Origin of the sequence: Pseudomonas sp. EL_65y_Pfl2_R96, assembly GCF_963970905.1 — a bacterium.
In the GTDB taxonomy this organism is placed as follows: Bacteria; Pseudomonadota; Gammaproteobacteria; order Pseudomonadales; family Pseudomonadaceae; genus Aquipseudomonas.
The window spans coordinates 68,574-88,357 of the sequence record NZ_CAXAQH010000025.1; the positions used below are offsets into that span (position 1 = coordinate 68,574).

The following is a 19,784-nucleotide window of genomic DNA, read 5'->3' on the forward strand; positions in this document are numbered from 1 at the left end:
CTCCTTACCTTGCCAGCGCCATGAGAACTTTGTCGGCCGAGCCGTTGACCGGTTTGATCAAGATCTGATTTTCAATATCGCGAAAAGACCGGAAGGGGGCATAGCCAAAAATGTCACCGAGAGCATCACTCAGAGTTTGATCATTTTTGCTTCCCGGCCAGTTCTCCAATTCAAAGAAAGCGTTATCTACGCGCTCTTCAAGCGACAAATTAAAACCTGCAATGACACGCTGATCGAATTTGGCCTGCAACGCTGCAGGAATTCGCAGAGAATTGATGACCACTGCTTTGATGGCGCTGCCCGCTACTTTTCCGTCGGTGGAACGCAGCAAGGCCACCAGCCGCGTCACCTTATTATTCAACTCACCTCCCCACGGTTGTTGAGGGGCCCAGTTGAGTAGAACAGACGACAGGATCCCGGGCAGGGTGCGTTCAATAATGTTGGGAGCAAATCTGTTGATCGGCACCGAGTCGACAAGCCTGTCGAGGAATGTGTGGTAATCCCCGAAGTTCATGAAGACGCCTGATTCAAACAGTTGGTGAGAAGACAGCACGCAAAACACAATTCCCGGGTGAACGCGTCCACTACGTGCCGATGCTTGAATGTATTCCGCAGTCGACTTCGGCCAACCTGCCATGATCATGAGGTTCAGTTCAGCGATGTCGACCCCATGCGAAACCACACTGGTGGCAATGATGTGACGGCACGTGTCGTCGGGGGACTTGGTTTCCACATGCCGAATCGCATCGAGAATCATGTCCAGACGAGTTTCTCCGTCCAGCAGCCGGGCGTTGCGCTCCGCTCCCGTCTTATTGTTGACCTCTTCCATGTAACGCAGAATTTCGGTGATATTGCGTTTGCTGTTTGCATACACCAAGTCGGTGTTCAGATTTTTTTCGATGTAGTGCAACGCATCACTGGCTTGCGTCGTCGCAAGCCCCAGCTTGTTCAGCAGTAGGGCGTCTGCTCCCGCAAGCCTGGTTCGCCATTGATCTACTTGGTCAAGAAAACGCGAACTAATTTCTGCCACCGCTTGCATCGCGATTCGGCTCCGACCAATAGGAAGGATGCCAGCAAACCAGCGCCGAATCAGCGCGGTTTCTGTTTCGTGATCTTTGGCTTTACGGGAGTAAAAAGATTCGCCTTGACTCACGCCTGGCGCGGGAAAGCGTACTGCGTGCTGCAAGTACAGGTGATGGATATGGTCTTCGAAGTCTTTGATAGTGGCTGTGGCCGCCAGAACCTTGGGCGCGCGCCCCTTGTGACTGATCTGAAGATTACTCAGAAGGGTTTCGTAATGTGCGTCAAAGTTCCCCAGTGACTCCCGAAGTAAGTGGAGTTCATCTTGGACAAGCAGAGCAAATCCAGGGTCTGTCATGGACGCCACTGTCACGACTTTCAGTTCACTTGTTCGGGTATTATTGCCACATTGTACGGTTTCCCATGCCTCGTTCTTTTTCACAATCCGGCGATGTTCGCATTTGGACGTCTGTGAGAATCCGTGATCTGGACAATAGAAACGAGCACCGCCAAAGTAATTCACGAAGCGTTTGTTGTGTCCGATAACTGCGAGCTTATCGACTGTCCCAACGAGCACAGAGGGCAGATAGCGATAGCACTCCTCATCAGAGACATAGATTCCAATTTCGCCACGTATCCCTTCGCCATGGGCACCAGGGTCAGCATCAACGTTTGACCAGCAGTCCTGATTGCTACACACATGCTTGATGCGGGCTCGCCCTAGGTCTTTTTCAATGCCAATAGAGCCTACGGTTCCGCAGTAGGGGCAGTCGCTGATGAATTGGTAAGCTTTGAGACGATCCTCACTGATCGCAGGCAAGAAGCCTGTGTGAATGTCATCCCCATAGGTGCTGCTGATGCGATTGGGCGTGCCGTCGCCAGTGTAGTAGCCAATGGTAAAAGGCCATCCACTCAAACGTTCGCGATGACGGATTTTGTTGGTGTGCGCAAGCACATAAGACAGTCGTTGAAACTGCTGAACCGACAACATTCTCAACGGAAACCGCATCCAGGCAGTGGTGCCATGGTCACGTCCCTTCATCCGCGCGAACAACATGGCCATGCTGATGATACCTAGATATGCCTCGGTCTTTCCGCCGCCGGTAGCGAACCATAGGACGTCCGCTGTCTCCATGCTTCCCCGCAAATCAGATAGCGGGGCATGGCGCTCATAGATCGAACGTATCTGAGTGAGGATGAAGCCCAGCTGGAACAGGTGCCAGCCAGTGAATTTCTTACCCTGCATATTGATAGCACCGGCCATCGCCTCATTCATCCATTGAAAGCACTGACGCAGGTCGTCATGTATGCGTAGCAATTCGACGCCGTCCCGTATGCGGTTTATTTCGTTTTTGAAAGCTTCACGGTCAGCGATAGCGACATCGCGATCAGCCATGAGCCCGCAAGTCTCCAAGCCATGGATGCGTTCAGCCCAGAAGCCAAGGTAATGTTCCTGCGCGCCAAGAAAGCTCTCACACACCAGCAAAGGGTCACGCGCGAGCAGGTCATAGCTTGGAGCGAATGCCATTCCAACTTCATATGGTGAGGGCGCATCAACGCGCGCTTGTGCCGAGGTAGGCATCCCATCGGTCATGAACCGGGTTTCGTCGATCTGGTTAACGGCGCAGTTGATGCCATAGCCTGGCAACCCATCGTCGTCCCGATATCGGTAATCCTCAGGTTGCAAGCGGTGGGGCACTTTGTGGCTTGTTCCCGCCACTAATCTCGTCCCGAGACGAACGTCGAGCAAGTAGGGAAATTCAACACCAAAGGCTCGGGCGTCTGCCGTGGTGGTCTGATTCTCCAGAAACAGCTCCAGCAGAAAGCGTCCTTCTGATTGCTCAGCGAATGTTGTCGGAGCCGGACGCAGGCGACCACGAAGGTTGATTTGATAATTCAGAACTTCACCGGGGTCGTAGATGATCTGGTCATAAACCGCCCGGTTTAAGCCTTGCTGATCGCCTAACGCAGCCTCGCTCCATTCGAAATTGAATTTTGCGCCCCCATTTGGATTCAATCGGCAGCGTCTCATGACCCGCGGATCATCCAGCCAGCGTTGTTCATCACTGTGCAGCGTGGCAGCCAAAACTGCTTTTGCGGACACCCATTCGTTGGGCCTGCTGGGATCGAAATTAAGATTGATGGAGGAGAAGCATACGGTGTAGCGCATGAACGCCATGGAGATAATCTGGCTTCGACGTGGTGCGGAGGAATCCAAAACAAGATCGCGAGCCATGCTCTTCAGATCAGGGATATACCGGTGTACTACGTCGAACTGCCCATCCAGCTCACATTTGATGTCACCGTTGCTGCTAGGGGAGACAAGCAGGACAATGCCCACGGAGTTGGGTGGTTGCGGGCCTGTATAAGCAGTATCAGGAGAGGGGCCCAGACAGCCTACAAGGCTTAACCGATTAGGTTCGACACCGTCATACAACTTGCCATCTGGAGGAAGAACATCTGTGTCCTTGTCGCTCAGTCGCAGGCGCATCTCTTTAAGGAATGCAGCCGTTAGCCCCATTTCCTCACGATAGTTGAGTGCCATGGATCGTCCTTATGATTGTGTGGTTTCCAGATGCTTACCAGCGTGATGAATCACAAGTAGCTTATCTTCCTCATCCCATTCGAAATGAATCCGCAAGGTACGAGCGGGGTCACGAGCGTTGCCCAGGCAAAAATGCCTGTTGAGATCAGCTGGCCTACCTTTGTATTTTCGATAATCGGAAAACTGACCCATGGTCACATTGGACATCTTGGGCTGAAATTCAATGCTCTCGCGTTTGAAGTGCTCGAGGACATCATGCAGACGGGCCGCTTTGTTCCTGTAGTGGTCATACAGCTGGGTAGCCATCAACAACAAGCACGTTCGGAACTTGTCCGTGTCCCGGTAAACCGAGTCGCGCATGGATTTGAGAGCGGGTATCGTCAAATGAATACGCTCCGGATACTGCGCGATTATGCAATCCGCGATATCTGCCAAGCCTTCATCTTTCGCCGCAACGATCTGAGTGGTAGGCAACCGAACAGCTCTTATGGTTGAGATTTCGATCATGTCGTCAAAAGCGTGCCCGTCCATCGTCAGCTGGCCTATGGTGACGGTGGTGGCGCCTTTGCTTCGCTCCAGAAGTGCCTTGCGCAGCTGCCTGCCCACTTGTTGATGAACGCTGCGTAATTGCTCGATGGCATTCGCGACAAAAACTGCGGTTGTTTCTGGCTGATTCAAGCCCGCCAGCCGTGCAAATACCAGAACGGCCGCACGATCACGTGGGCCGTAAACGTTATGTCTGTACCAGTTCGAAACCGTGGCATCGCAGACGCTGACGTTTTCTTTCTTGAGATGAAACTGTACCTGAGCAGGCTTGTAGCGGGCTGACACCGTATCGACCATCGACGTCCACCGCCCAGCAGCACGGATAAACTGTTGTATGCCCTCAGACACTGCCACCATCTCGAACAGTTTTTCCTGTGTTGCCACACGTTCGTCGGTGTACTTAAGGAGGATGATCTGGTCACCTTCTTCCAGGTGCTCAGGAAGAGTAGGGTGGATGTCATCATCCTTAAGCACCAACACTGGGCGAGACTTTCCCCATGGCAATGGAGTATCCGATTGTGAAGTGGTGATCCAGACAAGGTCGGGGCTCAAGATTTCACCGCTCTGAGCCTCGGGAATGGGCTCTACTGGTTCTTCAAGCAACAATTCAAGCCAGTTGTCTGCTTCCACCTTCAACGGAACCACAACGTGATGTTTACGGGGTGGGTATTCACCGTAGTTTGGACAATCAATGGTGTTGAGTATCAGCGGTTGACCGATCGTGTCGCTGTCTTCACAACATGAGTCGCTCCAACCCAATTGCCAGTGAGTAAGTTTGTCACCGTCGGAGCGACTGGCAGCTCCATGCACCTGCCACCAGCGATGAAGGAGGCGCTGCATCTGATCAACCTCGTAGGTGTACACCGGGATCGTCAGCTTTTTGCAGTGAGTGGCGAGCCAATGCTGTCGGCTTGGCCACAGCATGCCGGTTATGATTACTTCATCAATCGAACCGCGGTATTGCCTGAAAGCCTTCACGCCATCCATGGCCATAAGCTGTATCGTTTCGTTCCACTGCGTATCGAGAGTGTCGTCGAGCCAGCTCGCCAAGGCTCCGACCTCGTGCGGACTCCCACACAAGACCAGTGTTTTCACCAGCGTTTCGCGAGAAGCCTGCAGGTGTTGGTGCAACCAGTCGGCTTTGCCTGATACCGCAGACATCATCAAGCTATGGAGCTCAGACACTCGCTTGATCAAGTGGCGGGAGTCCATCTCAGTCTCACCGTACTGACAGCTTCCTTTTTCCGCGATCTGCAGCCAGCGCTCCAAGCATCGGATAGGAAACAGCCCCGGGCGTGTAGCCGCCTGCAAACCGCTCTCCAGTCGCTCAAGAGGAACGGACAGTTCGTTCAAGCCGCGCAATACTTTTCCGATAATTGCTAAACGTTCCTTTAGGACGGGATCCTTTGTCCGGTGGAGTTCTCGGCGCAGATGGAAAAAACTGTAGGCAAGATTTTCAAGTACAGTATTTGCCGTTTCGTCACCGATCAGCGCTTGCTGAAAAGCAAACTCGGTGGCCACCTCAGAATTGAGCGCTGCCTTGTCCGCCAAGCGCATGATCCACAGGTGAGTACGGCTTCGGTTAAAGCGTAATTTAGAGATGGATTCGCTATCGCCCAACGACAGCAAAACAATTCGGGGCGTTTGTGGGAAGCACTCTTCAAGCGCGCTATCCACGGCCCATCCATTATCGTTACCGCCTCGACTACCATCCACAACCAGGACAAAAGGGCAGCTGCTTTTATCGATAAGGTCGGTAAGCTCTATCAAATCTGCGGAGCCATCCACTACCAACGTCTGAGAGGTATGTGTGCTCTTGCGGTCTTTCAAAGTTGCAGGCCGAAGAACACGCGCGTGCAAAGCAGCCACTCGCGAAATGTCCTGAAAGCCCATGCGCGGCCGAGAGATGAAGACAATGTCCGGATGTCGCTCTACGTTTTCTGAGTTGAGCCATGGGCAGCGAATCCCGCCTTGTAACGCGTCTAGTCGGATTCGGTGCAGGTACACCATCAGCCGTGTGATGCTTTCACCGCTCATGACTGGTAAAGCGACTGCTATGGATTGCCCGTATTTTAGCGCGCGTCCAGCGGCGGCAAAGCTCACTGTTTCGGCGACGTCAGGCGCATTCAAACCTAAGGAAGTCCAGACACCAGAGGAGGGCTGCAACAGATCATTGGCAGGCACAGCCCCCCAGGCATCCTGCAGCGCCGTCATCCACTCTGAGTGGCTTGTGATTTTCTCTACCATGATCAGGCTTTGACTTCTTGTGCTGATTTAGCCAGAAGTGCGGCCTTGATACTGGCAGACACCCGATAAAAGCTTTTCTTGCCAATCACCTTGTCGGGCACAATTAAACGCAGGCGAGAAAGCCAACGGAGGGCTTCCTGAGGTTTAACCTGCGAATGGAGCTCCATGAGCTGAAGTTCAAAATCGTCCTCGTCAAACTTCACTTCTTCGCAAAGCGCCGTTAGTACGGGGCGTGCCCAATCCACCGCCGAAACGCCAGCCTTACCAAGAAACTCATCCATGCTCTTCGGCTTGGCTTGCAACAGCGGTGAATAGGACTGACCGAAGGAGTTGATACGCACTTGCTCAGGTTTCTTTTTCTTGGCGTCCAGCAGTCTATCCAGGGAGAAGTACCAGCCTTGGCTGAAGGATTCCAGGGTGTCGACGGATGTCGAGGTGTTCTCCAGTTCAAGTTTGTTCAGAAGATGGGCCAGAGCGGTCTTTTTCCAAACATCCAGGGCTACAAATGGCTGCATCGCCTCACGGCCGGAGGTCAGCATCGGATGCGTCTCCCATTGCCAAAGCGCTCGGGGCGTCATGAGGAAAATCACTCGAACCCGGTTACGTTTTGCAATGGTGTTGAGGCGCGCCTCATGAGCTACATCCAGCAAATCCAGTGTCTTGCTGATCGGCTGATCGCCAGTCAACTCGACAAATAGCATGATGTGCTTGTTGAGCGCCTGCACGCCCATCACGCTCTCATTGAGAAGCTTCTTGAAATCGCCAGCAGTACCTAGGTCAATATCCTTTTTATGCACTGGATGGTACCGACCATAGGAATTGTTATTGATGGAAGGCTCTTCGTCCCCAATGGCCGGCAGCGACTCCACCATCCAGAGAGGATTCAAACCTAAAGCTTCTGAGCCGGTGATTATGCCCACCGAGTAATTTGAGGAGCGCGCTTCAACAGTGCCGAAATTAGACCTATCACTCTTTTCTTCACTGATCAGCAGCTTTTCATCGCGTAGGGTTAAAGGGGACGGGCGAACGGCCTTTTCAGGAAAGGCGTGAGCGGAGAGCGGGTCGTTGTCGTTGATGGCCTCAAGCGCGCCAAGCAGTTTATCTTCGATCTTCTGCAGGCCACCCACCAAATTCAAGATGTTGGCATTGCGCAAAGCGTATTCTTTGCCGCCTTCGGTGCGTCGCATGTATTGCAGCACACCCAGGCCGCACAGCTCATCAAGGAAAGCCTCAAATTGCGCTTCAGTCATGGGCTCGAAAATCTCGGGAGCCCATTCTTCAACAATGGCCTTGGCACGACTTGGGGAAAAGCTGCTCGTACTCTGAGCAATCAAACTATAGGCGATCAGTTTGTAACGCAGATCAAGGTTGAGCGTGATATCGAAACGGTCGCAGATCAATTGGCGTATCGCCGGATCCTTGCGAATCTGCTCAATGTCATCGGCGGCAATCGTGAGGCTACCTATTCGACTTTGGTGACGTGCACTTAAGGTCTGGATCAATTCGTGACAGAAGATATGAATCAAACCCGGGTGCCTATTCGTTTCCACCAGAATCCGGTTCATCAGCAAAGGTGTTTCAAACTCGTAACCAAGATACCCAAGTGGCTCACGGATCAGTTGCAGAGCTTCCATCGGGCTCATGATAGAGACCTGGATTGCACTGCCAAGCTGATGCAGCGGATAGTTAGGGGCATCTGCAAATCGACGAACATTTTCTAATCCTGCGATCACCACCTTGAAACGGCCGTTGCTGTTGTTAACTAAGCCGCTCAACTCTCTGAAAATACGGAAACCGTTGGCCGCATCAAGTCCCAGGATCGGATCAATTTCGTCGAGACAAACCATGAATGCGTCAGAGTTCTCCCGGCGGAAGTAGTCTTGTAGTGCGGCCACCATTGCGGCGGTATCGAGGCCGTAGGTCTCTTTCACCAGTCCGCTTGATACAGCGTCGTTGTAGATGGTTCTCCACACGTACTTTCGGTGTTTTTCGAGCTCATCTCCAGACAGATTTGCACGATCCAGGTTGCCATCCATTTGATGCAGAAACGCGTGATGGCGTTGATCAGGGTTGTGGAATCGCCGTTGAGTTTCATTGAGCAACGTCGTCTTACCCAATTGTCGTCCGCCAAAAATCATCGCAGCACCATTGCGCATGGTGGTGAGCATCTTGATGTCGTTCTGACGGCCATATCGCATTTCCGGTGGTGCCGGTTGCATCTGATTGCCTGTGTAGGGGTTACAAAATGTCCACGGTAGACTCAGTTGCAGGAAGGTCTTGAGCCGCGAAGTATCCGGGACATTGAGTCCGGCAAGCATGGTAAGCAAAACCGGGTCGACATGGAGTAGCGTGTGCTTTTCCCGTTTGGAAAAGTATGCCAGCTCGTTTCGTTCGTCATTGGACAACTCTTTCCCTGAAATCAGAACAGTGCGGTCATGTAGGAATTGGGTTTGCTCGCTCAACAACACGCGCAGCTCCGCGACTGTCCACTCGCCTGTCGCCATGAGAATATTGACAGCTTGCTCTTCTGATTGCTGATTGAAGAAAACGATGCCGCGCCCGGTATCTCGGCGTTTCACAGGCATCGCGAAATGGGAAAATTTATTGTGCGTTGAAAAGGCCGTGCGCTGCGGCATCGCGCTGTTGAACGTGGGTGTCACCGCCTCCAAACCCAATGCATGCATTACATGCACAAGCTCTTCATAGGTGGCCTTATCCAAAGCTTTGACGCGTCGACGAAGGCCGACCAGATTCTCTATTGCGAGTTTGAAATACACCGGCAGGGCATCCAACGTCAGCCCCTCAATGGTTTCTCCCGCGAGATGTCGAACGACTTCGCGCGGATTGGGATTTGCATTTAAAATCGCGTACAGCTGCGGCTCAAGTCCCAAGAACTGCTTCAACAGCTCAGTGCTCGTTTCTACGGTGTCGGCCAATGAGATTCCGGTTTCCAGCGAGTGTTTCAGATGCTGCAGCAGTTCCTCTGCGACGGTAGTGTCGTGCTGAGCAAGCGCCGAACTAATCTGCTCCAGCCAATGAGACGGAACCCAGTCAACGCCATGATCGATCAAGGCTTGGCTAATCAGGGCATCCAATGAAGCCTGCAGTTCCTCTTTCTTGGTGGTGAATTTCGCCGTAATGCTCGATTCCAGTTCATCAAGACTACGATGAATCTCACAAAGGTCGTCCAGCATCCTCAGGTTCTTGAGTTGATCCTGAAGGTGTTCAAGCTCACCGCGCAGCTGATGATGACGCTCGTCGTCAATCAGAGATGCAACGTTGGCATTATCCAGCAACCCGCGAATGTGGACGCTGCGGTTATTGCACAGGTACACCTCTTCGGAAAACAGGCGCTTAATCACGTCGATCTTTTCTGCGACAGAAGCCCCTGTGCTGTCCTGGTGATGAAGCGTGAGCAGGAGCGCATGGCGAAAATTCTTCTGCTCCAATGCTTGCTCAGCCAGGGCGAAATCATCCATGCCGTGCTCAAGTAATGAGCACAGTAATTCCATCTGATGATCGGCGTCATCGGCATTCAATGTCGCCAGCCATTCTGCTGGCCAAGCTAACCAGCCCGAGATGCGACCACCTTCCCAGTTGGCGTCATCCTGGCCTTCGGAGTTTTGAGAGATACGGCGCAGCACGTTTTGAACAATTTGCAGACCAGCCAAATGCTCTAGGTCATCGGTGCGCTCGATGCGTTCAGCTACATGATTCGACGCTGTAGTGACCATCGTCAAGAAACGCGGGGCGAATTTGCTGAGCTCACTGTTACGTTGACCTTGGAGCGCATGTCCTTCGATCCAAAGATCAGCAATAGCCACCACTTCATCAAGGGTGTGCAGGAACCAGTTGCGAGCATTGCCCTCAATCTGAGGCGCTGCCGTGCTCTCGTTCATCACCTTCAGAATTTCGGCATGCATCAGGCGACTTTGCTCTTCTTGATCGCGGTATTTGTCGGCAAATACCCGCACCTGATCTAGTGCTGATGAGTCATCGTTAGTGATGCTGTGATAGGCAAAAGAGAATTCTTCGTGCTCTAAACATTCCTTCATGGCTTTACGGGCGGGGGCCCAGCCTGTCTGTTTATTCTGGATTCGGTCGTACCACTCAACGATCCGAGACGCCAGTTTGCCGCGCGCCTCTTTGTCGCTCGTCGGTTGATCTCGGAGAGTGTCCAGATCAAGGCGCAGGTTATGACTGGCGAAGGCGACCACTTCCTCGATCAGACGAACAATAGGGCCGTCAAAGTTTGTAGCTACCGAGGCCAGAAGTCGCGGTGCATTCGTCAGATTTCCGCAGAATAGTGTCGGCTGGAATGTGGCACTGAACACGAGGTAAGGCACCACACGCCCGCCTGGGCGTCGATATATCCAGGATTCGATTACCTCCGATGACAGCTGATTCATGCTTTGCTGCACGCGTGAGACGGTCGCGGGATCCCCACGCCACACATGCTCTCCCTGATATGCTGCTTGAACCAAGGGGAGTGATAACAGCTCACCGGCAAGCCTCATCCGCGTAGCGACTTCCAACGTCTTGCTCGCCAATGGAAGGTGACCCTGTTTAATCCAAAGCAGCGCAATGTTTTCCACTGCAATTGCCGGGATCACGCTCATCGACTGCTTACAATGGTCGAGCCTTTCGCAGGAGTCGGTAGGAGTACTCAAGAACTGAGATACGTTTACTCCTTCTTCCATCAGCGAGTCCGTAGTTGCGTCGGTCGATAGTTCTTCAGCATTAAAAATGTCGCTACCGATATCGCTCTGCCGGTCTTCCGGCTGTTGCTCATCTTCAAACCTAATAGGGTCGTGAGCGAGGCTAACCGGCAACTCTTCGACTTCATCATCCAGAGGAGCATCTGCTTCAGGTTCACTCACCTCCGGGATCATATTTGTATGGGGGTCTGAAGCTATCTCATCATCTTCAGGACAGTCCACCAGCGTGTTATCAACCAACGCCTCATTGCTTTGCGATGCGCACGCCCATGCACTTAGCGCAGCTTTGGCCGTCGGATGGTAAGACTCGGGAGTCAACTCAACACCGTGTCCCTCGGGTAGCGAGTCGATCAGCAAACCCGGCGGTAGCAGTAAATTGCATCCATCTTGTTCAGCCTCCTGGTGCCTCTTCCTACCTCTAACCTGGGACTCTTCCGCCTGACTAATGCAGATGCGCAATTCATTCTTTTCACGGAAATTTGCTGTCTTGAGCTTGCCGTTAAGGTTAGCCAGATCAGCCTCGACCGAGTTCCGATACGCTTCGGCCGCCCGGAGACGATTGTTGATGTCCTCGGATTCCGCTTGACGTTCGCCAATCAAATCCCTCAGCAGCGTTTCCGGAACCTCGTCCAACAGACGGTTGTTGAAATAAAAAAGCCAGGCCGATCGAAAAGCAGTCAAGAACTCTTCGTCACCAAACTCTGGGATTGCTAGGCTGTGACCAATCCCTTCCAGTAACCCAATGCATTCGTTCAAGATCTTGCGGATCGCATCCTCTCCTAACGAATGCTCTTGTTTTAGCCGGGGGAGGTTTGCGGTGATGAGCAACTCGATCTGCTCAGCGTATTGGAGATTGCTTGAATCCGACTTGGCCTTTTCGGCTATTTGAAATAACTCGCTGTAGAGCTCATAGAGGCTCAGGGAGGAGGGGGGCTCTGCTGACAGTTCCTCAGCGGGAGCTTGTTCTCTCCATGCCTTAGCATCCTTAAGAATTTCCGTGTAGTAGCTCATCAGCTCCGGTTGTAGGGTGATGAATAAACCCAAGAGTTTCGAACCAAACGGTGCGGTACAGGCATAGACGCCATCGGCGACTGTCTGTCTGTCATCACTGTCCAACGTGTCCCACTGAGCGACTTTATCCAAAAGAAGTCCGACCACGCCCGCCAACTGCTGGTAATACCACCGGCTCTTCATGAAATCTCTAATTTCAGAGCTGGCTTTCTTGAGGCCTTGCATCCAGGACAATCTCGGCTCAGCCATTGTTACCAGAGCGTCGCGATCCTCTTCTGAAAACTCATTGAACCGTTGAACCGCTTTGCCGGCTGGGTCAAACCAAGCGATGTCAATTTTTCTGAGCACCACCATTTCCCAGCTTTGATAGCAGTCCACAGCTTTCGATTTCTTATTAATACGTTGCTGCGTTGAATAAAGGTCATTTATCAACAGGAGCATTCGGCCCGGCGCGGACATTAGATAGTCCACCATTCGCAATCCAGGCTTATGTTTTGCGGCGTCAGCTCGCCGCATGGCACGCGTTATACCAAGCATGCGCTCAAGCACCGCTGGATCCCGCAGACCGGTCTCAGGATTGAGCATCGTTTGATCCGGTAAACCAGGGCCATCGGTTAGAAATTGGTCAAGAAGAAAGTCATTAATTTCAACGCTATAGATAAGATTGTTCATTTCACATCCATATCATTATTGTTGATGGCGAAGCGATCCAGTGGCGCAGGAAAAGCATAGCTGCAGATGCACGCGAAGAACGGGTAATTAGAAAAAAGGTTGTGGCTTACGGTGAGCCCAAAACGGGGTTGATGGCGTAACCCGTTGTCGGTGCTGAGCCATATAGAGGCGACCAGGCCCGAGGGAAGCGATGAGTTCGGATTTTCGCTCATCGGCGTACAAGGCTGTAACAGCTGGCACATAAATCGTGAGCTTTTGGTTTGCGTGGAAACAGGTCAAGCCGTTGCTTTCTTGATCGCCGCCTCAGTTGCTGACCACCCTTTTCTGAATGAGCGGGCGCAAGATTTCAAGGATTGGATGGCGAGTAAAAATCAGATGGCCGAATCGTTCAATGGAGCCCCCATCAAGTATGTCGGGCCGATGTACGCATCCGTTCGGCCCCCGGCCTCATAGGGCGACCTGCTCTTTGTTCAGGTATGGGGCACGAGCTTGAGGGTTGTATTGCGCAACGCCAAGCCGCCAAACGACATGCCCGAGTCCACGTACCTAAGCGCCGACTTCATGTCCTTCCAGCCCACATAGCTCATCAGCCCTTTGATGTCCCACCCATTGGCTGATGCCCAGGTTGCAAAGCCGCGCCGCATTGAGTGGCTGCTATACAGCTCCGCTGGTAATCCTGCCTCTTTGAAAATGCGCCGCAGCACAGGGATCAGGCTATGCGGCTGCATGGCTTTGCCTGACAGATTGCCCCAGCGATCAATCCGCTGGAACACCGGGCCTTTCGCGATTCCGGCAACTGTTATCCAGTTGATGTAGGCCTCCACTGGGCAGAGCATGGCGAGCGCCGGCGTCTGGAATGTAGTTCCTTCATGCTGGCGGTCACCCTTTGTGTAGGGCAGGAAGAAGGTAATACCTTCACCGCTTATGGCTTGGGTGTCCTCCACCGTTAGCCTGGCTAACTCGTCGCCTCGAAAGCCACGCCAGAACCCAATCAAGATGATCGCCACCGAGCGCCGGTGACGCACCAGCGATTTGTAATCTCCGCGCTCAAGGGCGACTGCAGCTTCCCCTTCAAGCCAAGTGACCGCCTGCTCCAGGTGCTTCAGCAGCAGTGGGGCGGCCTGTTTAACCTGTGCAGGGTGAACGACCCTGATGCCTTTGATCATCTGGCGAACGTCAGGCGTCTTCGTCGGATCAGGGAAACCTTGAGTGATGTGCCATTGCGCAAGGGCTGCCAAACGCTGCTTCAGAGTGTTGATGGATAGCTTGTCGGCGTACTCCGCCAAGTAGCGAACGACGCCTACGCCAGTAGTGGGCAGATACCCGCCCCACACCACCTCGAAGTGCTCGATCGCCGCCCGGTAGCTCTTTCGCGTGTTCTCCCGGGTGCCGGCGCTTAGGTACCGATCTGCCTTTTCCATCGCACTTTGCCTTCAAAAGCGGAGCGCTCCTACCTTCATGCGCCTCACGGAGGGCTTCTGGGCGTCATGAAGGGTCAAGAAGCCATAAAGCACCATTATGGTCTTCTAGTAAATCAAGATCAAACGTCGTAAAATCTCTATAATGTGTTATGTAGATACATGACATGTAACACGGTACGAAATCGTAGGAGATACCCATGGCCCGAGGCGGAATCAATAAAGCTCTTGTGCAGAGAGCACGTCAGGCGCTACTGGCCAGGGGGGCCAACCCCAGCATCGACGCAGTGCGTGTAGAGCTCGGAAATACCGGCTCCAAGACAACGATCTCGCGGTACTTGAAAGAGCTTGAACCCTTTAACCCAGAGCCTGCGGCATCACGTGAACGTATGGGCGAGATGCTCAACGGTATGGTGCAAACGCTGTTGGATCAGCTTATGGATGAGGGCCAGGAAGTAATCTCCCAGGCGACTGCAGCTTATGACCTGCAGCGGGCCGCACTGGAAAACCAGATCATCGAGCTCAGATCGGAGCTAGCTACTGCTCAACGTAATTCGGCCACCCAACAGGTCGCGATAGAGACGCAGAGCGCTGAACTTGCGACCACCCAGTCCTCACTCCAGGCTGAGCTGACCCGGAACGCGGGCCTCAGTCAGCGCTGTACCGACCTTGAGTCGCTGGTTGCTGAAAAGGACAAGCACATCCACTCACTGGAGGAAAAGCACGTTCAGGCCCGCGGGGCGCTCGAGCACTATCGCGATGCGGCGAAGGAGCAGCGGAATCAGGATCAACGCAAGCACGAGTCTCAATTGCATGAGATGCAAGTTGAGCAGCGCAAGCTGCGGGAAACCATCGCCGTAAAACAGGACGATTTGACTCGATTGAATCGCGACAATGAACGCCTCCTCGGTGAAGCCAGGCAGCAAACCAAAGCCCTGCACACTCAGGAGGCCTTGGCTCAGTATCTTAACACCCAAGTTGAGGCACTACGCCAGGGTGAGGCCAAGTCCGCTGGGGTGGCTGAGCACCTCATGGGGCAGATCTCAGCTCTGCGTGAAGAGGTAAAGGCACTCCACAAGGCCGCCGCTGTAGCCGATCTGCTTGAGCAAGAAACCGTGGCGCTGGTAGCGTCCCTTCAGGAAGAGAATGAGCAACTGCGGCAGGCTGAGATTGATGAGCCAGTCCTGGAGGAGGGTAGCGATGTCTTCTCTGCGCTTGAGGATCAGCAAAGTGCCGGGCACGCCAAGCCTTCGAAACGACCGAGGAAATGAAGCATGGATCAGATTACAGGGAATCCACGTAGCCATGATGAAAGCTCATCAGGTTGGAAATTCGCTCATCAGCGTCTATCCCAGCTGCTCTTAGAAAGGGTTGAGCCATTCAGCGCACTGATTCCGATTATAAAGCTAGATGGCGCCGGCACACTGTATCAACGGCTGTCCATCCCATCGGCATATCGAAGTGCCAGAAGAGGTTGATAGAGGATAATCCCCCTGATCGGCTTGGAAGCTGTACTAGACACCTGCCGGGTCTGAGTAAGGTTTCCACCTTCTGTTGGTTGTGCAAGCAGTACGACAGCGGGCCGTTAGCTCCTCAGGACATACATCATCCATGGCCTAGTGATGGATAGGTTTGAGTTCCGGAGGCGATCACGCCCGGGGAGCCCAGGCGTAATCTTCAGGGCATAGCTACTCGCTCACCATCACATGACTCCTGCCAGGCCACAGCGTCTCCGACGCGGTCACTCCATCAGGGGTGGGAACAAGTGACCATATGCGAGCTTCGATCCCATCATTCTGCAGTTTGCGCATGAAGTAACGGGCTTGAAGGGCGTCATGAGTGGCGATGACGACCTGGAAGCCATGATCGATGATGTAGTCGCGAAGTACATCAAAGACGGACGCCGCGTGCACCAAGTCGTGATGCTGTGTGGGGTCGTCAAGGAGAAGTCCGCGCCACGGAGACCACTGATGCTCCAACGCCATTGATAGCAGGAACGTCAGTTGCAGATCCGTCAGTTGAGCTTCACTGGCTATCGAGGGTACTGGGGCTAAGCCCCCGTGGAGCGGCACAGACACCTGAGCATGTGATTTTAGATGGCGGCTTCGGAAACTCAGGTTCGTCCCGGTGAACCTTCGATACCACCAGTCTCGGCACCAATTTCCAGCGGAGCGATACGTCCGTCGACGAACTTCTCCAGCATGTCCGCCACGCGCTGAGCAATGACTAGCTTCTCGTAGAGCGACTTCTGCTCAAGCCGAAACCGTCTGATCATACTGACATCCCTTTACTTCATCATCGTGTTGGCCAGCTCCGCTGGCAGTTCGCCACATCTTACCACTTGGGCAGCTCGGGTCGTGCGGGACGCGGCTGCCTATCTAAGACAACGCGCATTCATTCAACGCCATGCGTAGCCTTGATTTAGCCGGAGTGCGCGCGGCGCGGAGATTCTAACTATTCAGCTCTTCGCCGGTCACTGCCGATGGTCAGCATAGGTAGCAGGGATTGAATCGAGGATTCTAGATGCTCAGAAACTGGGGCAGGGCGATGATGTACCAGACCGGCTTCATCCTGACTCCATCCTCTGACTACCACCACCGGTGCATGATCAGGCAAGCGGAGCGCGCAGGCGTGAGGATCGAAGCCCACCGGGTCGAGACGGCGGTGCTAGCCGATGGCAAGGATTGCGACAGACGACCCAAAGTGGCACGCACATTTATCACATAAATTGCCGGATCTGTTCAGCACCTATGCAGGGCAAAGAGGTGCTCTCTGTCAATTTATGCTAAATATTGAAGGGAGGCTTGCAATGCCTGAGATCCCGTCCTGACGGCTGTCAGCCAAATTATGCTGATCAAGCATAGGGCGCTTGAACCTTTGCACTATTGGTAACTATCGGTTTTTTGATAAGACAAACGGTCACGCTCATTCAGCTAAAATGCAACAGACCAGCAGGTGGAGGCCAGCGAATGAATGCCCCTCATAGATCAGACGCAATTCGTCTTGCTCAGCAGCGCATCAGCGAGCTTGAGAATGAGATTAATAGGCTTCAAAAAGAGGCGTGGCTCGAGCGCGATCAGCAGTTTCTCGAAGACCTCGGCAAGCTAATGCAAACGTACCAGGTAAATGCTGACGAGGTCGTGGAATTGCTGATGTTGAGAGGGGACATCGACCAGAAATCGTTCGCTTGCGAGTCAATCTACCACTTGCGGCACATTTTCAGCATCGCCGAAATCCAAGTCGCCAAGGGGGCAGATCAGCCAAGCTGGTTGCGAAAAGGCTGAGGGAAGGGGTATGGGCATGGTTAAAAATCTCGCCACAGACAATCAAAAAATGGGAGTGCTTTTCGAGGCAGACAGAAGAATATCTGCTGAATATCGCTGCGCGAGTTCTCTGCTCCAAGAGGAAGAGGTAGCCAAGAAGCTTAAATTCTTGGGAGCGCTTGACCGGTTAGCCCATAAAAATGACTTTTCTGCCCGCGACGTTATAAACCTCTTAAAACCTGAGTATTTTGAACAGCCACGTGAACAAGGCGCCAGCATGCAAATAAAAGATTTTCACGACAGGCTAGTGGAGGACAGTGAGCAGGAAGAAAAATAGAAAAGAGGCAATAAAAATTCTACTCGACTAAATATTCATTTAGTCGTGTTATATGAACATTTTTCCAAGAGTAACTGAACGGGAACGTATCAAGTAGCAATCAGCATCCGCAACTTTAAAGTGGGTACAGGATATCTATTACGGCACATTGGATAGCTTTAATGCCAACTGCATTGGCTCACAACGCGGTGATACAGCCTTCACCAGGGCCGCTTAAGGAAGCGACAGCAGTCCTCCCTGAAGTGCCAAAGCCCCATGCTGCCATAACTACAATGTTTTTTCCGTGTTGCAATAATACTTAAAATACTTCCAAAGTTACAGGATTGCCTCTGATCGGGAATTTAGTTGACGTAGACTGCTTTTGGTTACACTGACCCTTGGCTCAAGGGTCATTCCAAAAAAGCTTCACCTTCCGGTATTGTGTTGATATTCCTGCGCTACCGTCTAGAAATAACAGCCTTACATACCTGACCAGCACCCGAAATCAGCTGATAGGAAAATAGCGAGAAGTGAATGTGCATTCATTGCAACCTAGACAAATCCAGATTTTTGTTATTGAAAAGTACCGACTAACTATGGTCTTTTCCTTGAAGCAAGATTGTAGTCATGGCGAAAATAGACTCATAAATCACGTTACTTCCAGGTTAAGGTACGGAGTTACTTCGGCGTTCTGTTGTTTCTGGGGAACGGCATTCAAGCGCAGTAACTGACGCCATGCTGTGCATGACTGCGAGGATGGAGGCTTTGCCAGGCTTCAAATCTGACCGGCAGAGCTCCTCAGCTCCGCATATTACACATCGCATAATGTATATTATGTTAAATGATGTGTCAGAGCGGAACTTTTACAAAATGTCCATTTTTACGATCCTATGACTATTTTTCCAAGAACCTGTGTCGCGTTGAAATTCATGGCCTTACCCTGCATTCCTCTCAGCTAGCCTAGACTAACCGTCCACTGACCAGTGTCGCGTACCATTCAACGTCTACACTCACTGCTAACAAATCCAATATTACGATGCTGGTATCCACATGGCGTCACCGTTTGTCCCTTTCCCAATTTTCTGCCCTTACGCTGAATAGCGTCCATCAAGCCTCAGTCAATTTCCAAAAAATGCCGATGTGATCGCTAAGCTGGAGGCTGTCACAGCTTCCAGCCGTCCATTTGTCAGCGCTTGACTGCCAACGATATCTGGCATGGTTGGCGCATAGCTGGAATCCTGAGCAAGCTTCTGAGGCTTACTATTTCGAAACCACACACTTCGAGCGCCTTCTAAACTGGAGCTTCTCTCAAGGCATTTCATTATTGGATTTAGAATCCAATGGTCTCCTTCAGTACGCGTCCTTTTTCTGCAATCCGCCGCCTGACTGGTGCACTACGAAAGCATGTTCAAAATTCCTCGCGGATCCATTGGAGCGTTACCAGAACTGGATGATCAACCCTGACTGGCGGCCGTTCCTTTCGTTACCTCGTGACGCATCACGCCAACTTGGTCTCGCGCAGGCCGTTCTGAATAAATTCTATGACTTTTATTATCATGAAATTTCCTCAAGCCGATCCATACCAATCCTCAAAGGTAAGTCCCTGCACTCGAAGAATTCGCCAAAATTGACAGATTATGAAATGTGCAGTGGTCTAATTTCCCCGGACACCTCGATAGGTGGAGAATGCATCTATCGAGGATTTTTTCATGACTGGCAAACGCAGAACATTCGACGACAGCTTCAAACTGCAAGTGGTAAAGATGATCAAGGACCAGGGACTGGCCGTTCCGCAGGTCTGCCGCGACCTGAATATTGGTGAGACCGCCGTCCGGCGCTGGGTGCAGCAGTACGAGGCTGAACAGCTGGGAGATGTCGGAATCGGCAAACCGTTGACTGCCGAGCAACAACGTATCCGGCAGTTGGAGCAGGAAAATCGCCAGCTCAAGATGGATAACGATGTATTAAAAAAGGCTACCGCCTTCTTTGCCCGCGAGCTGAAGTAACGTATCGCTTGGTTCGGCAGCT

At 52.5% G+C, this 19,784-nt stretch carries 8 protein-coding genes and 2 pseudogenes; 4 read left to right on the forward strand and 6 right to left on the reverse strand.

Going from position 1 to position 19,784, the window contains the following annotated elements:
- Window positions 1–4: 4 nt before the first annotated feature.
- From AACY49_RS22265 to AACY49_RS22280, 4 genes are all read right to left on the reverse strand, one after another.
- Window positions 5–3,565, reverse strand: coding sequence for a C-terminal helicase domain-containing protein (locus AACY49_RS22265; RefSeq protein WP_339526462.1), 3,561 nt, complete (start codon window positions 3,563–3,565; stop codon window positions 5–7).
- A gap of 9 nt (window positions 3,566–3,574) precedes the next feature.
- Window positions 3,575–6,358 carry a DISARM anti-phage system protein DrmE domain-containing protein gene (locus AACY49_RS22270; protein WP_339526464.1) on the reverse strand — a complete coding sequence of 928 codons (2,784 nt, stop codon included), beginning with the start codon at window positions 6,356–6,358 and terminating at the stop codon, window positions 3,575–3,577.
- Window positions 6,359–6,360: 2 nt separating this feature from the next.
- On the reverse strand, window positions 6,361–12,759 hold the full coding sequence (locus AACY49_RS22275) for a hypothetical protein (RefSeq protein WP_339526466.1): 6,399 nt from the start codon (window positions 12,757–12,759) through the stop codon (window positions 6,361–6,363).
- A 470-nt stretch (window positions 12,760–13,229) separates the two neighbouring features.
- Entirely contained in the window at window positions 13,230–14,180 is a 951-nt protein-coding gene (locus AACY49_RS22280) for a site-specific integrase (protein WP_339526468.1), read from the reverse strand.
- A gap of 197 nt (window positions 14,181–14,377) precedes the next feature.
- On the opposite strand from AACY49_RS22280, the gene AACY49_RS22285 reads away from it, so the two are divergent.
- The gene (locus AACY49_RS22285) at window positions 14,378–15,448 is read left to right on the forward strand and encodes a DNA-binding protein (protein ID WP_339526470.1); all 1,071 of its coding nucleotides are present in this window, start codon (window positions 14,378–14,380) and stop codon (window positions 15,446–15,448) included.
- A 417-nt stretch (window positions 15,449–15,865) separates the two neighbouring features.
- Here the strand turns inward: AACY49_RS22285 and AACY49_RS22290 are convergent.
- Together AACY49_RS22290 and AACY49_RS31940 are read right to left on the reverse strand one after the other, a co-directional pair.
- Window positions 15,866–16,315, reverse strand: a pseudogene (locus AACY49_RS22290) (AAA family ATPase); the annotation flags it as partial.
- On the reverse strand, window positions 16,291–16,452 hold the full coding sequence (locus AACY49_RS31940) for a hypothetical protein (protein WP_445262661.1): 162 nt from the start codon (window positions 16,450–16,452) through the stop codon (window positions 16,291–16,293). The pseudogene AACY49_RS22290 and the gene AACY49_RS31940, both read right to left, overlap by 25 nt.
- Window positions 16,453–17,146: 694 nt before the next feature.
- On the opposite strand from AACY49_RS31940, the gene AACY49_RS22295 reads away from it, so the two are divergent.
- The 3 genes and pseudogenes from AACY49_RS22295 to AACY49_RS22305 all read left to right on the forward strand — a co-directional run.
- Complete coding sequence (locus tag AACY49_RS22295) at window positions 17,147–17,461, forward strand: hypothetical protein (RefSeq protein ID WP_339526472.1); 315 nt, start codon at window positions 17,147–17,149, stop codon at window positions 17,459–17,461.
- 10 nt (window positions 17,462–17,471) lie between these two features.
- On the forward strand, window positions 17,472–17,777 hold the full coding sequence (locus AACY49_RS22300; RefSeq protein WP_339526474.1) for a hypothetical protein: 306 nt from the start codon (window positions 17,472–17,474) through the stop codon (window positions 17,775–17,777).
- Between the two features lie 1,688 nt (window positions 17,778–19,465).
- Window positions 19,466–19,732, forward strand: a pseudogene (locus AACY49_RS22305) (transposase); the annotation flags it as partial.
- Window positions 19,733–19,784: the final 52 nt, after the last annotated feature.